Here is a 14,473-nt window from a genome sequence, read left to right as displayed (position 1 = left end):
CGTACTGCCCGAGGTAGCTGTGCCCGTGCCCGCATCGACCGCCCGCCGGATCGCGGTGAGGGAACGCGCCGCGCTGGCGGTGCTCCTTGCCGGGACGGCGGTGCTGTACCTGTGGAACCTGTCGATCAGCGGGTGGGCCAACGGCTTCTACTCCGCTGCCGTGCAGGCCGGCGCGAGCGACTGGACCGCCATGCTGTTCGGATCCAGCGACGCCGCCAACGCCATCACCGTCGACAAGACCCCGGCGGCGCTCTGGCTGATGGACATCTCGGTGCGGCTGTTCGGCTTGCACCCGTGGAGTGTGCTGCTGCCTCAGGCGCTCGAAGGAATAGCCGCGGTGGGCTTCTTGTACGTCGCGGTGCGCCGGGCTGCCGGGCCCGGTGCCGCTCTGCTGGCCGGTGCGATCCTGGCGCTGACCCCCGCGGCGGCCCTGATCTTCCGGTTCAACAACCCGGACGCACTACTGGTGCTGTTGCTGGTGGTGGGGGCTTATTGCGTGCAGCGGGCATGCGAGCCCGGCAGCAGCCGCTGGTGGATGGTCGCGGTGGGCGTGGCCGCCGGGTTCGCGTTCCTGGCCAAGATGCTGCAGGCATTCCTGGTGCTGCCGGCTTTCGCCGCGGCCTATCTGATCTGTGCGGCCGCCCCGCTGCGCACCCGGCTGTGGCGCCTCGTCGGGGGCATCGTGGCCCTGGTGCTGTCCGGCGGCTGGTACCTACTGCTGGTCGAACTGTGGCCGTCCGCGTCCCGGCCGTATATCGGTGGCTCCCAACACGACAGCATCATCGAACTGGCGCTGGGCTACAACGGCCTGGGCCGGTTGACCGGTGACGAGGTCGGCGGACTGGGCAACATGAACCACGATGTGGGCTGGGGCCGGCTGCTGGGTTCCCAGATGGGCACCCATATCGCGTGGCTGCTGCCCGCCGCGTTGATCTGCCTGGGCGCCGGCCTGGTGCTGACCCGGCGTGCACCCCGCACCGACGCCACCCGTGCCGCCCTGATCCTGTGGGGTGGCTGGCTGGTGGTGACCGCCGTGGTGTTCAGCTACGCGAACGGCATCCTGCACCCCTACTACACGGTGGCGCTCGCGCCCGCCATCGGTGCCTGCGTGGGCATCGGGGTGAGCATGCTGTGGCAGCGGCGATCCGACCTGAGATGTGCGACGGCGCTGGCCGGTACGGTGCTCGTCACCGCGGTGCTGGCAGCGGTGCTGCTGGGCCGGCAAGCCGAGTGGATGCCGTGGCTGCGCGCGGTCGTGGCGGTCGCCGGGATCGGCGCTGCGGTGCTGATCCTGGTGTCCGGCCGGCTGCCACGAGCGGTGGCCGGCGTCGCCGCTGCGCTGGCGGTGACGGCTTGCCTGGCCGGCCCGGGCGCATACGCCGTCGCCACCGCGGCCAGCCCGCACAGCGGGGCCATCCCCTCGGTGGGGCCGGGGCGCGGCTTCGGTGGCGGTTTCGGTGCTGGTGGGGGTGGACCGTTCGACACTCCCACCCCTAAACCCGCGCTGACGGCCCTGTTGAGCGCCCATGCCGACGACTACACCTGGGTGGCGGCCACCGTCGGCTCCACCAACGCGGCCGGATATCAACTGGCCACCGGTGCGCCCGTGATGGCGGTCGGCGGGTTCAACGGCACCGATCCGGCGCCGACCCTGCAGGAGTTCCAGAAACTGGTGTCGGACAAGAAGATTCACTACTTCATCCACGCTGTGATGATGGGCAACTGGCGGTCCGAGACCAGCGGCAGCCGGGAGGCGGCAGATATCGCGTCCTGGGTGCAGAGCCACTTCACCGCGGTGCCCGTGGCCGGTGTGACGGTCTACGACCTGACCGCCCCGCATTCATAGGTTTCGCATAGCTTGCGCCCACGGCCGACACACCCCGACACCCAACTATGGACTCATGACAGACATCGCCTTCGCCGCGCGGCCCAACGCCGTACAGGTCGCCCGCTCGCTCGCCGTTCCGGTGGTCGACGTGGTGGTGCCGGTGTACAACGAACAGGCCGCGCTGGCCAACTCGGTGCGTCGGTTGCACCGTCACCTGCGGGAGAACTTCCCGTATCCGGTGCGCATCACCATCGCCGACAACGCCAGCATCGACGACACCCCGCGGATCGCCGCCGAGCTGGCCGCCGAACTCGACGAGGTGCGGGTGGTCCGGCTGGAGCAGAAGGGCCGCGGCCGTGCCCTGCACCAGGTGTGGTCGCAGTCCGATTCGCCGGTGCTGGCCTATATGGACGTCGACCTGTCCACCGACCTGGCCGCGCTGGCTCCGCTGGTGGCGCCGCTCATCTCCGGTCATTCCGACCTGGCGATCGGCACCCGCCTGGCCCGCAACGCACGCGTGGTGCGCGGCCCCAAGCGCGAGATCATCTCCCGCTGCTACAACCTGATCCTGAAATCCACCCTGGCGGCCGGCTTCTCCGACGCCCAGTGCGGCTTCAAGGCGATCCGCGCCGATGTGGCGCGCGAGCTGCTGCCCTATGTCGAGGACACCGGATGGTTCTTCGACACCGAGCTGCTGGTGCTGGCCGAGCGCACCGGTCTGCGTATCCACGAGGTGCCGGTGGACTGGGTGGACGACCCCGACAGCCGGGTCGACATCATCGCCACCGCGACCGCGGACCTGAAAGGGGTGGGCCGGTTGCTGCGCGGGTTCGCCAACGGCTCCATCCCGATCAATACCATTGCCGCCCAGCTGGGTTCACGCCGTGCCGCGGCACCGCGCTCGCTGCTGCGCCAGGTGGTGCGGTTCGGCACGGTCGGCGTCGCCTCCACCATCGCCTACCTGCTGCTGTTCATGGCGCTGCACGCCTCGATCGGCGCCCAGGCGGCCAATCTGGTGGCGCTGCTGGTCACCGCGGTCGCCAACACCGCCGCCAATCGCCGTTTCACCTTCGGGGTGCGCGGCGCCGGGGCGGTGCGGCATCAGTTCGAGGGCCTGATCGTGTTCGGCATCGCGCTGGCCATCACCAGCGGATCGCTGGCCGGGTTGCACGCCTTCGTCGAACAGCCACACAAGCTGGTCGAGCTGACCGTCCTGGTGCTGGCCAATCTGGTGGCCACCGCGGTCCGCTTCGTGCTGCTGCGCGGCTGGGTGTTTCATCCGCGCCGCGCCTCCTGAACGACCTACCGACACCCGAAGGACTGAGATGACTGTGACCGATTCCCGGCAGGCGGATGCCTTGGCGAGCGAAGTGACGGGGAAGACAGCCTTGGCCCCCGGCGCGCGCGGCAGGGGAGCCCGGCTGCTGCTGGGCGATGGGACGCAGGCCCCCTGGGAACGGCCCGGGCTGCTGGCCCTGCTGGTCACCACCGCGGTGCTCTATCTCTGGGGCCTCGGTTCCAACGGCTGGGCCAACAGCTACTACGCGGCCGCGGCGCAGGCCGGCACGCAGTCGTGGAAAGCGTTGTTGTTCGGCTCCTTTGACGCGGGTAATGCCATCACGGTGGACAAGCCGCCCGCAGCGATGTGGGTGATGGGGCTGTCGGGCAGGCTGTTCGGATTCAGCGAGTTCACGATGTTGCTGCCACAGGCCCTGATGGGCGTGGCCGCGGTGGCGGTGCTCTACGCGACGGTGCGGCGATGCAGCGGGCCGGGTGCGGGTCTGATCGCCGGCACCGCGCTGGCCCTGACCCCGGTGGCGACGTCGATGTTCCGCTACAACAATCCCGACGCGCTGCTGGTGCTGCTGTTGGTGGTCGCGGCGTACTGCACGGTGCGGGCCATCGGTGCGGTTTCGGCGGGCGCCATGACCACATGGATGGCGCTGACCGGCTGCGCCGTCGGTTTCGCGTTCCTGACGAAGATGCTGCAGGCGTTCCTGGTGCTGCCCGGGCTGGGAATCGCCTTCCTGATCGCCGGCGGCGCGACCGTGGGCAAGCGGGTGGGTGCGCTGGCCGTGGGTGTGGTGGCGATGGCGTTCTCCGCCGGTTGGTATATCGCGCTGGTCAGTCTGTGGCCCGCCGATGCCCGGCCCTATATCGCCGGCTCGACCGACAACAGCCTGCTGCAGCTTGCGTTCGGCTACAACGGCATCCAGCGGATCACCGGTACCAACCAACCCGGTGGCGGTGGGCATTTCCCGGGTGGGCCCGGTGGCGAGGGTGGCCGCAACGTGTTCTTCGGCGGCGAGCCGGGGATCGGCCGGTTGTTCAACGACTTCATGGGCACCGAGGTGTCCTGGCTGCTGCCCGCCGCGCTGATCGGGCTGGCCGCCGGGCTGTGGTTCACCCGGCGCAGCCCGCGCGCCGGTAAGGTCCGTGCCAGCCTGATCCTGTGGGGCGGTTGGTTGTTCGTCACCGGTGCGGTGTTCAGCTATATGGACGGCACCGTGCACCCGTATTACGCGGTGGCGCTGGCCCCTGCGGTGGCCGCGCTGTTGGGTATCGCGGTGGCCGAGCTGTGGCAGGGGCGGCAGTTCCTGGCCCCGCGCCTGGTGCTGACGGCCATGCTGGCCGGCACCGGGGTGTGGACCTTCATTCTGCTCAACCGCACCCCCGACTGGTTCCCCGCGCTGCGCTGGATCATCCTTGTCGGCTCGGTCCTGGTGGCCGCGGTGTTGGCGGTGGGCGCGCACAAACTGGGCAAGGCCACCCTGGTGGTGGCCGCGGCGGCCCTGCTGTTCGGCTTCGCCGGCAGTGCGGCGTATTCGATCGCGACGGTGGCAGGCACGCATTCCGGTGGGCCGATGCCGAGTTCGGGCCCGGCCCGCGCCGGCGGCGACTTCCCCTTCGGGCCGCCCGGGGACCGGGACAAGAAGACCGATGACGCCGCGCTGGAGAAGCTGATCACCGGGCTCGACAACCGTTGGGCCGCAGCGACCATCGGCTCGATGCAGGCCGGCGGTCTGGAACTGAGAACCGGAGCGTCGATCATGTCCATCGGTGGATTCGCCGGCGGCGACAATTCGCCCACGCTGGAGCAGTTCCAGCATGACGTGACCGACGGCCAGGTGCGGTACTTCATCGTCAGCGACCGCGGTCCGGGCGGGCACGGCGGACCGGGTTCGGACAGTCACAGCGCGGGCGCCCAGATCTCGGCGTGGGTGCAGCAGCACTTCACCAAGCTCGATGTGGGTGGCACGACGGTCTACGACTTGAGTAAACCGGTCGACTGATCTCCTGGCGTGCTGGATTCACGATGATTCCGACCGGTGCCCTCGACGTCGACCGTTGTTAGCGTCCGGCAGGTGTCTGTCACCGATCAACTGCTGCGCAACAACGAGGAATACGCCAAGACGTTCAGCGGCCCCGAGAAGTCGAGGCCGTTGCCGCTGCCACCGAGCAAGCATGTCGCCGTGCTCGCCTGCATGGACGCTCGCCTGGACGTCTACCGCGTCCTCGGACTGGGCGAGGGTGAGGCACACGTCATCCGCAATGCCGGCGGGGTGGTCACCGATGACGAGATCCGCTCGCTGGCGATCAGTCAGCGCCTGCTCGGTACCCGGGAGATCATCTTGATCCACCACACCGATTGCGGCATGTTGACCTTCACCGACGACGACTTCAAGCGGGGCATCCAGGACGAGATCGGCCTCAAACCCGAATGGGCCGCCGAAGCGTTCCCCGATGTGGCCGAGGATGTGCGCCAGTCGCTGCGCCGGATCGAGGCCAGCCCGTTCGTCACCAAGCACGAATCGTTGCGCGGCTTCATCTTCGATGTCGCGACGGGCCGCCTCGAGGAGGTGACCCGCTAGCCCGCCGCACGGCGACGGATCGACTTTGTCTTAAACAACTGAACTCACTACCTTTTCGGTGTGGGTGCACCTGAAAGTCCGCCGTTTCCCCGGAGCATGGCGCTCCTGGTCGCCGGTGCGTTCTTCATGGAGATCCTGGACGCCAGCATCCTGACACCGGCGATCCCCGCGATGGCCGCCCAATTCGGGGTCGGTGCCATCGACGTCAACGTGGCGATCACCGCCTACCTGGTCACCGTCGCCGTGCTCATCCCGGCCAGCGGTTGGATGGCCGACCGCTTCGGTATCCGGCGGGTGTTCATCGCCGCCATCGCGATCTTCACGCTGGCCTCGGTGGGCTGCGCGCTGAGCGTGTCGCTGCCGATGCTGGTCGGGATGCGGATTGCCCAGGGTGTCGGCGGAGCCATGATGGTGCCGGTCGGCCGGCTGGCCGTGTTGCGGTTCAGTGGCAAGGCCGACTTGGTGCGGGCGATCGCGCTGTTGACCTGGCCGGCACTCGCGGCTCCGGTGCTGGCACCGGTGCTCGGCGGCGCGATTGCGACCGTCGGCAGCTGGCGCTGGATCTTCCTGGTCAACATCCCGCTCGGCATCATCGGTTTCCTGTTGGCGCTCAAGCTCGTTCGCGGTGATCCCGCACCCGGGCGGACCCCGTTGGACTGGCCGGGCATCCTGCTGTCGGGCGGCGGGATCGCCACGGCGCTGATCGCCCTGGAGCGCATTCGGGTCAGCGGCACCGATTGGCTGCTGGTGGGCGGGTGCGGTGTGGCCGCGCTGGCGCTTCTGATGACGGCGGTCTGGCATCTGCTGCGCACCGAGGCGCCTCTGGTGGCGCTGCGGGTGCTGAAGGTGCGAACCCTGCGGATCACGGTGTCGGCGGGATCGCTGTACCGGATGGTCATCACGGCGGTGCCGTTCCTCCTGCCGTTGCAGTTCCAGCTCGAGTTCGGATGGACTCCGTTCGCGGCGGGTCTGATGGTGGCCGCGCTCTTCGCGGGCAACCTCACCATCAAACCGGCGACGACACCGCTGATGCGCAGATTCGGCATCCGCACTGTGCTACTGGTCAACGGGGTGGCCTCGGTGGGCTGTTTCGGCCTGCTGGCCGCACTCCGGCCGGGTGTGCCGGTGGCGCTCATCGCGGCGGTGCTCTACGTCAGTGGTGCGCTGCGATCGGTCGGGTTCACGGCCTACAACAGCCTGGCGTTCTCCGACGTCGACGGGGACCGACTCACGCATGCGAACACGCTCAACGCGGCGGTGCAGGAACTGGCGGCCGGCCTGGGTATCGCGCTGGCGGCCCTGCTGCTGAGTCAGTTGACCTCCTACTCGCTGACCTACCTGGTGTTCGGAGCGTTGATGGCGGTGACGCTGGTGGAGTCGCTGCGGTTGCCGGGCAATGCCGGCGCGCACGTCAGTGGCGCGGGCTGATCTCCGCACGTCCGACGCACAGCAACCGCGCAGAAACATTGACACTGCCCCGGTGCACCCGTTAGATTCCGGGGTATGTCTGCAATCTTGGTCATCTCTACCAACTTTATGGAGATGCGATGAGTGCCCCCACCGACCTGGACCCGGCGGCGGCTCGTTATGAGTTGAGCCACCTGCGCGCGCTGGAGGCCGAGGCCATCCACATCATCCGCGAGGTGGCCGCCGAGTTCGAGAAGCCCGTCCTGCTGTTCTCCGGGGGCAAGGACTCGATCGTCATGCTGCACCTGGCCATCAAGGCGTTCGCGCCCGGCCGGCTGCCGTTCCCGGTCATGCATGTCGACACCGGCCACAACTTCGACGAGGTGCTGGCTGCCCGCGACGAACTGGTCGCCCAGCACGGGGTGCGCCTCGTGGTCGCCAAGGTGCAGGACGATATCGACGCCGGCCGCGTCGTCGAGACCATCCCGTCGCGCAATCCGATGCAGACGTTCACGCTGCTGCGCGCCATCCGGGAGAACAAGTTCGACGCCGCCTTCGGTGGCGCGCGGCGCGATGAGGAGAAGGCCCGCGCCAAGGAGCGGGTGTTCAGCTTCCGCGACGAGTTCGGGCAGTGGGATCCGAAAGCGCAGCGACCGGAACTGTGGAACCTGTACAACGGCCGTCACCACAAGGGCGAGCACATCCGTGCGTTCCCCATCTCGAACTGGACCGAATTCGACATCTGGTCCTATATCGGGGCCGAGAAGATCAAGCTGCCGTCCATCTACTACGCACACCAGCGCCAGGTGTTCGAACGTGACGGGATGCTGCTGGCGGTGCACAAGTTCCTGCAGCCACGCAAGGACGAGCCGGTCGTCGAGAAGACCGTGCGATTCCGCACCGTCGGTGACGTCACCTGCACCGGATGCGTGGAATCGTTGGCGGGCACCGTCTCCGAGGTGATCGCCGAGACCGCGGTGTCCCGCCTCACCGAACGTGGCGCGACCCGCGCCGACGACCGAATCTCTGAAGCAGGTATGGAAGATCGCAAGCGCGAGGGGTATTTCTGATATGGCAACGCTTCTTCGCATCGCGACCGCCGGGTCCGTCGACGACGGTAAGTCGACGCTGATCGGCCGGCTGCTGTTCGACTCCAAGGCCGTCATGGAGGATCAGCTCGCGGCCGTCGAGCGCACCTCCAAGGAACGCGGAAACGACTACACCGACCTGGCTTTGGTGACCGATGGTCTGCGCGCCGAGCGGGAGCAGGGCATCACCATCGATGTCGCCTACCGCTACTTCGCCACCGCCAAGCGCAAATTCATCATCGCCGACACCCCCGGGCACGTGCAGTACACCCGCAACATGGTGACCGGCGCCTCGACGGCGCAGCTGGTGATCGTGCTGGTCGACGCCCGGCATGGGTTGCTGGAGCAGTCCCGTCGGCACGCCTTCCTGGCCTCGCTGCTGGGCATCCAGCACATCGTCCTGGCCGTCAACAAGATGGACCTGGTGGACTGGGATGAGCAGCGGTTCAACAAGATCCGCGACGACTTCCACGAGTTCGCGGCGCGCCTGGACATTCACGATGTCACGACCATCCCGCTGTCGGCGCTCAATGGCGACAATGTGGTCACCAAATCCGATGTGGCGCCCTGGTACGAGGGCCCGGCCCTGCTGAACCACCTCGAAGAGGTCTACGTCGCCGGTGACCGCAACCTGGTCGACGTCCGATTCCCGGTGCAGTACGTGATCCGGCCGCAGACCCGCGAGCATGCCGATCACCGCAGCTACGCGGGCACCATCGCCGGTGGTGTCATGCGACCCGGTGACGAGGTGGTGGTTCTGCCGGCCGGAAAAACCAGTCGCATCACCGAGATCTCGGGTCCGTCCGGTCCGGTGGACGAGGCATTCACCTCGATGGCGGTGTCGATCAGCCTCGCCGACGACATCGACATCTCGCGGGGCGACATGATCGCCAGGCCGAACAACCAGCCGGATGTCACGAGTGAGTTCGACGCCACCGTGTGCTGGATGGCCGATGCGGCCGCTCTGGAACCGGGCCGCGACTACCTCATCAAGCACACCACCCGCACCACCCGTGCGAAGGTGACCGCACTGGACTACCGGCTCGACGTGAACACCCTGCATCGCGACAAGAGCGCGACGGCGTTGAAGCTCAACGAACTCGGCCGGGTCACGCTGCGCACCCAGGTTCCACTGTTGCTCGACGAGTACTCGCGCAACGCGGCCACCGGGTCGTTCATCCTCATCGACCCGGACACCAACAGCACCGTCGCCGCCGGCATGGTGCGCTCCACGGCGCCCGCCGCCACCCGCGCGGCCAGCCCGAACGCGGTGCGCCACCAGAACCTGGTGACCGCGGCCGATCGCCTGTCGAAGGGTTCCACGGTGTGGTTCACCGGGCTGTCGGGTTCCGGAAAGTCCTCGGTGGCCATGCTTGTCGAGCAGAAGCTGCTGGCCGCCGGCCGGCCGGCCTATGTGCTCGACGGTGACAATCTGCGACATGGCCTCAACGCCGATCTGGGATTCTCCATGGACGATCGGGCCGAGAACCTGCGGCGGCTCGCACACATTGCGACGCTGCTCGCCGACTCGGGCCAGATCGTGCTGGTGCCCGCCATCAGCCCGCTGGCCGAGCATCGCGAGCTGGCCCGCCGAGTGCACGCCGAACGTGGATACGACTTCTTCGAGGTGTTCTGCGACACCCCGTTGGCCGATTGCGAACGGCGTGATCCGAAGGGTCTCTACGCTAAAGCTCGCCGTGGTGAAATCACCCACTTCACCGGTATCGACAGTCCCTACCAGCGGCCGAAGGATCCGGATCTGCGGCTGACGCCCGACTACACCCCGGACGAACTGGCGCAACAGGTGATCGACCTGTTAGGTAAGCGGGCATGAGCCAATCCGATCACGAGCTGGCCGCGCAGCTGGCGACCGAGGCCGGCCGGCTCCTGCTCGGTGTGCGCAGCGATCTCGCCGACGGCAGCGAAGCGGAACGGAAGGCCGCCGGGGACAAGCGGTCTCACGATTTCCTGGTCGCCGCGTTGGCCCGGCACAGGCCTGCCGACGTGGTGCTCTCCGAGGAGGGTGCCGACGACAAGGCCCGGCTGACCGCCGATCGGGTCTGGATCGTCGACCCGCTCGACGGCACCCGGGAGTTCTCCGAACTGGGTCGTGAGGACTGGGCCGTGCATGTCGCGCTGTGGCAGGCCGGCGACCTGGTGGCGGGTGCGGTCGCGCTGCCGGCCCAGGGTGTCACGCTGGCCACCCCGACGGTGGCCGCCCCGCCCGCAGCCCCGGACGTCGCGCGCATCGTGGTCTCGCGGACCCGGCCGCCCGCCGTGGCGCTCGCCGTCCGCGACGCGCTCGGCGGCGTCCTGGTCGAATTGGGTTCGGCGGGAGCAAAAGTGGCGTCCGTGGTGCAAGGAATCTCGGATGTGTACGTACACGCCGGCGGGCAGTACGAGTGGGATTCCGCGGCGCCGGTCGCCGTGGCGCGCGCTGCGGGTCTGCACACCTCGCGGATCGACGGCTCCCCGCTGGTCTACAACCAGGACAACGTACGCCTGCCCGATCTGGTGGTGTGCCGGCCGGAGCTCGCCGCCGCGGTGCTGGCGGTCACGGCAGGCTGACCTCAGCTGTCCGGCCGGGACCGGTCACCCGGTGGCTCGGATCGCTCGGGCAGCGTGTACGGAGCTGATCGCGCTCGACCCCTCGCCGACGGCCGCGGCAACCCGTTTGATCGAGCCGGCCCGCACGTCGCCGACCGCCATGATGGCCGGGACGCTCGTCTCGAACGGAAGCGGTCGCCGACCGAGTGCGGCCCATTCGGGTCCCAACGAGTCGGCGGGTATCTGGGCATCGGTGAGGATGAAGCCGCGATCGTCGAGCGCGACACCGGTGAGCCAGTCGGTGGCCGGGGCGGCGCCGATGAAACAGAACAGCCCGACACAATCGCGCTCGGTGCGGATCGCCTGCCCGTCGTTGCGGGTCGAGGTCGTCATGATCGCGGTGAGGTGGTCGGCGCCGGCCAGCCCGGTCACCTCGGTGCGGGTGTGCACGGTGATCCTGGGGTGCGCCACGATGCGTTCGGCGAGGTACGCCGACATGCTCGCCGTCAGCGATGAACTTCGGACGCAGATATCGACCGCACTCCCTCGATCGGCGAGGAACAGCGCTGCTTGACCGGCCGAGTTGGCGCCGCCGACGACCGTGACCGGCGCATCGGTACACCGGCGGGCCTCCAGTTCTGTTGCGGCATAGTAGATTCCCGCACCTTCGAAGTCGGTCCACCGTTCGATCGGCAACGATCGATAGCGTGCGCCGGTGGCGATGACGACCGCACCGGTGGTGATGACGGTGGCATCGGCCAGGTGTACCTCGATCCGTCCCGCGGCTGCCTGCACGCCGACCACCCGTCGCGGCGAGTCGATACGAGCTCCGAACTTCTGCGCCTGGATGGCGGCCCGCCCGGTCAGTTCGGCACCGCTGAGACCGGAGGTGAATCCCAGGTAGTTCTCGATACGTGAACTGTTGGCGGCCTGGCCGCCCGGCGCGACCGAATCCAGGACCAGGGTGCGCAACCCTTCAGACGCCCCGTATACCGCCGCGCCCAGGCCCGCCGGTCCCGCACCGATGACCACCACGTCGACGTCGCCGCTCTCGAATGCGCCACCGGCCAGGCCGAACGCCTGCGCGAGCCGTTCGGGGGTGGCCCGCCGAATCACGGATTCGGCGGTGACGACCGCAGGCAGGTCGGCGGCGGACAGGCCGGTGCCCTGCGCCAGGCGAGCGCCGGCCTCGGAGCGGAGATCGGTCCATGTGAAAGGCAACTGCAGGCGGTCGAGATAGGTGTGCAGGGCGAGGGTGTGCGCCGACGGTGCACCGGCAAGGATCTCGACGGTGCCGGCCTGGCGGGTCAGCAGATTCTGGCGCCGCGCCACCAGGGACCGCAGAATGACATCGGAGAGATCCGGTTGCTCATCCATCAGGCGGCGGAATTCGCGCGGATCGATCCGCACGATGGTGCCCGCGGTGGCGACGCGGGCATCGAAATAGGTGGCCTGCCCGGTCAGCAGGTTCAGCTCCCCGGTGAACTGCCGGGGACCGTAGTGCGCCACCAGCATTTCCGCGCTGTCGGCAGTGGCGCGGCGGACCACCTCCACGGTGCCGGCTTCCACGACGATCATGTCGCATCCGGCCTGGCCGGCCTGGAACAGGGTCTCGCCCGAGCGGACGTCGTGTCGGGTGCCGTAGGAGGTCAGGACATCCCACTGACCGTCGGTCAGCGGTGGTGCGGCGGGGTTGACACCCGATGTCGCCGAACAGCCCAGGGCCAGCGCCAACAACGAGGTGGCTTGCCGCAGTGCGGCTTTCGCCGACTCGGTCTCGGCCAGCGAATCGAGGGCGACGAAGTCGTGGACCGTGCCGCCGTAGCGGACCGACGTCGTGGGCACGTCCGCCTGTCGGAGCAGGGCGGCCAGGGCCTCGCCCTCATCGCGGACCGGGTCGGCTTCGGCGGTGATGATCAGCGTCGGGGGCAGGCCGGCGAAGTGTGCGGGATGCGCACCGGCTCCCCAGGTCTCCGGGGTCGGCCGGTCCGCGCTGTAGTGCCGCCACCATTGCCCTGCGGTGGCGCTGGACAGCAGGTACCCGTCGGCGAACAGCCGGTGCGACGGCGTATCGCGGCCCGGGTCGGCGAGGGGGCAGAAGGCCGCGAGGAACCTGAGCGCGAACTCGTTGCGCTGTACCGACATCAGGGCGACCGAGATCGCCAGGGTGGCGCCCGCGGAGTCACCGGCAATCGCCATCCGGGTGGGGTCGATGCCGTGGGCGGCGCCGTGCGCGAGCACCCATCGGCATACCGCGTAGATCTGCTCGACGGTCCGGGGATACCTGGCGCTCCAGACGGAACCGTAGTCCGGGCAGACCACCGTGGCGCCGGTCTGCAGGACCAGCTGCTGCACCAACCGATCTCGTGAGCCCGCTGCTTCGGGGAAGAGGTCGCCGCCGCGGAGAAAGACGATGGCGGGGACGGGATCGGTGATCGCCGTCGGCCTGACGAGGCGCACCTTGATAACCCCCAGGTCTTCGCAGTCGACGATCGTCCACTCCTGATGGTCGGCGCTGATCGACCCCGTCATCGGATCCTCTCTTCGGCGGTCAGGTATTGCGGTCCGCCGGGTCCGAGAGCGGACTGGCCGGCCAGTCGGATGCCGCCGGCCGCCACCGCCCGCAGATGAGACAGGCGCGCATGTTCCCAGCCACGTAGCGCACCGACGGGTAACGCGGAGCCGGGCCGCCAACCGGTGAGCACGGCGGCCAATCCGGCGGCGTCGCCGAACGCTTTCGAGGTTCCCGACGCGGTGTGCGGGCGGACGGTACCTGCCGCGTCACCGATCAAGGCGATGTGGTCGGCCGCCATCTGTGCGGGCGGAAGGTCGAAGACGGGCTGCAGGAAAACTCGTGACACCCCGATCAATTCGGCGAGCTGCGGTGGCAGTTCACGCGCTGCGAGTTCGAGCAGGGCGGTCTGGGACTGTTCGGTGAGCTCGCCGGGCGGCAGGAACTGGTCGAACCGCTGGCCCGAACGCCCGGTCATCAGCTCGGCGAGTCGGGCCGCCGCGGTGTTGACGTAGCAGACCCAGTTCACGCGACGCTCACCGGCGGCGCGTTGCCCGTCCGCACCCGGCACCAGGTAGCACAGCATCTGCAGGCCGGGGACGGCGAACATGGTGAACCGCCCCGCGAGCAGCGCCAGCAGGTGTTCGGGTACATCCGCCTCGGGTTCCAGCCCCCGGAAGGCCACATATCCGCTGTACTTCAGATCGCTGCGGCCGGTGAGCAACTGTCGTGTGGTGGAGCCGATCCCGTCGACGCCGACCACGAAATCGCCTGTCGATTCGTGGCCGTCGCCGAATCCCGCGGTGACCCGCCCGGCGTCGAGGCTCAGGCCGGTCAGCGTGCTGTTCATCCGCACACTCTCGCCGCCCAGAGGTTCACGAAGGGCGTGATACAGGGTGTCCCACGCCGTCATCCATTGCGGTGCCGAGTATCGGTGCGGCTCGCCGTGCCGGTGCAACTGTTGGCGTTCGGACAAGGCGACACTGACCGAGGGCACCGACCTGTCGATCTTCGCGAGCAGTTCGGCGACTTCGGGCTGCATGACGATGCCCGCGCCGCGCGGTTGGGTGCGGTCGACGGAGCGTTCGTAGACCGCGATATCGGCTCCGGTCCACCGCATCTCATGGGCGGCGGCAAGCCCGCCGAGGGAGCCGCCGATGATGAGGCAATGCACGTCAGTGCACCGCCCCTGCGTCGCGCTGCGGGTGGGGCAGGTGTG

General features: G+C 68.5%; 10 protein-coding genes. 8 read left to right on the top strand and 2 right to left on the bottom strand.

The window, feature by feature from the left end; all coding sequences use genetic code 11:
- Nucleotides 1–19 precede the first annotated feature (19 nt).
- The 8 genes from FHU31_RS26900 (at nucleotide 20) to FHU31_RS26865 (ending at nucleotide 10,763) form a co-directional block, all read left to right on the top strand.
- The gene (locus FHU31_RS26900; protein ID WP_263987932.1) at nucleotides 20–1,846 is read left to right on the top strand and encodes an ArnT family glycosyltransferase; all 1,827 of its coding nucleotides are present in this window, start codon (nucleotides 20–22) and stop codon (nucleotides 1,844–1,846) included.
- 55 nt (nucleotides 1,847–1,901) lie between these two features.
- Complete coding sequence (locus FHU31_RS26895) at nucleotides 1,902–3,125, top strand: bifunctional glycosyltransferase family 2/GtrA family protein (RefSeq protein ID WP_167163808.1); 1,224 nt, start codon at nucleotides 1,902–1,904, stop codon at nucleotides 3,123–3,125.
- A 28-nt stretch (nucleotides 3,126–3,153) separates the two neighbouring features.
- Complete coding sequence (locus tag FHU31_RS26890; protein WP_167163806.1) at nucleotides 3,154–5,121, top strand: ArnT family glycosyltransferase; 1,968 nt, start codon at nucleotides 3,154–3,156, stop codon at nucleotides 5,119–5,121.
- Between the two features lie 72 nt (nucleotides 5,122–5,193).
- On the top strand, nucleotides 5,194–5,700 hold the full coding sequence (locus FHU31_RS26885) for a beta-class carbonic anhydrase (protein ID WP_167163804.1): 507 nt from the start codon (nucleotides 5,194–5,196) through the stop codon (nucleotides 5,698–5,700).
- A 96-nt stretch (nucleotides 5,701–5,796) separates the two neighbouring features.
- A complete protein-coding gene (locus FHU31_RS26880) occupies nucleotides 5,797–7,128 on the top strand; it encodes an MFS transporter (protein WP_167164386.1) in 1,332 nt (443 codons plus the stop codon).
- 119 nt (nucleotides 7,129–7,247) lie between these two features.
- Nucleotides 7,248–8,177 (top strand): sulfate adenylyltransferase subunit CysD, encoded by a 930-nt coding sequence (gene cysD, locus FHU31_RS26875; RefSeq protein WP_167163802.1) that lies wholly within the window; start codon nucleotides 7,248–7,250, stop codon nucleotides 8,175–8,177.
- Nucleotide 8,178: 1 nt separating this feature from the next.
- Nucleotides 8,179–10,029, top strand: a complete 1,851-nt coding sequence (gene cysN, locus FHU31_RS26870; RefSeq protein ID WP_234901693.1) for a sulfate adenylyltransferase subunit CysN — start codon at nucleotides 8,179–8,181, stop codon at nucleotides 10,027–10,029.
- On the top strand, nucleotides 10,026–10,763 hold the full coding sequence (locus tag FHU31_RS26865) for a 3'(2'),5'-bisphosphate nucleotidase CysQ (protein WP_090363974.1): 738 nt from the start codon (nucleotides 10,026–10,028) through the stop codon (nucleotides 10,761–10,763). The genes cysN and FHU31_RS26865 overlap by 4 nt, the downstream gene beginning before the upstream one ends.
- A gap of 24 nt (nucleotides 10,764–10,787) precedes the next feature.
- Here FHU31_RS26865 and FHU31_RS26860 read toward each other — a convergent pair whose 3' ends face one another.
- Nucleotides 10,788–13,274, bottom strand: coding sequence for an alpha/beta hydrolase fold domain-containing protein (locus FHU31_RS26860; RefSeq protein ID WP_167163798.1), 2,487 nt, complete (start codon nucleotides 13,272–13,274; stop codon nucleotides 10,788–10,790).
- Entirely contained in the window at nucleotides 13,271–14,428 is a 1,158-nt protein-coding gene (locus FHU31_RS26855; RefSeq protein WP_167163796.1) for an FAD binding domain-containing protein, read from the bottom strand. Before FHU31_RS26855 ends, FHU31_RS26860 begins: the two co-directional genes overlap by 4 nt.
- Between the last annotated feature and the right edge of the window lie 45 nt (nucleotides 14,429–14,473).

Source organism: Mycolicibacterium fluoranthenivorans (assembly GCF_011758805.1).
Lineage (GTDB): Bacteria > Actinomycetota > Actinomycetes > Mycobacteriales > Mycobacteriaceae > Mycobacterium > Mycobacterium fluoranthenivorans.
This window is presented reverse-complemented; position numbering and strand designations above follow the sequence as displayed.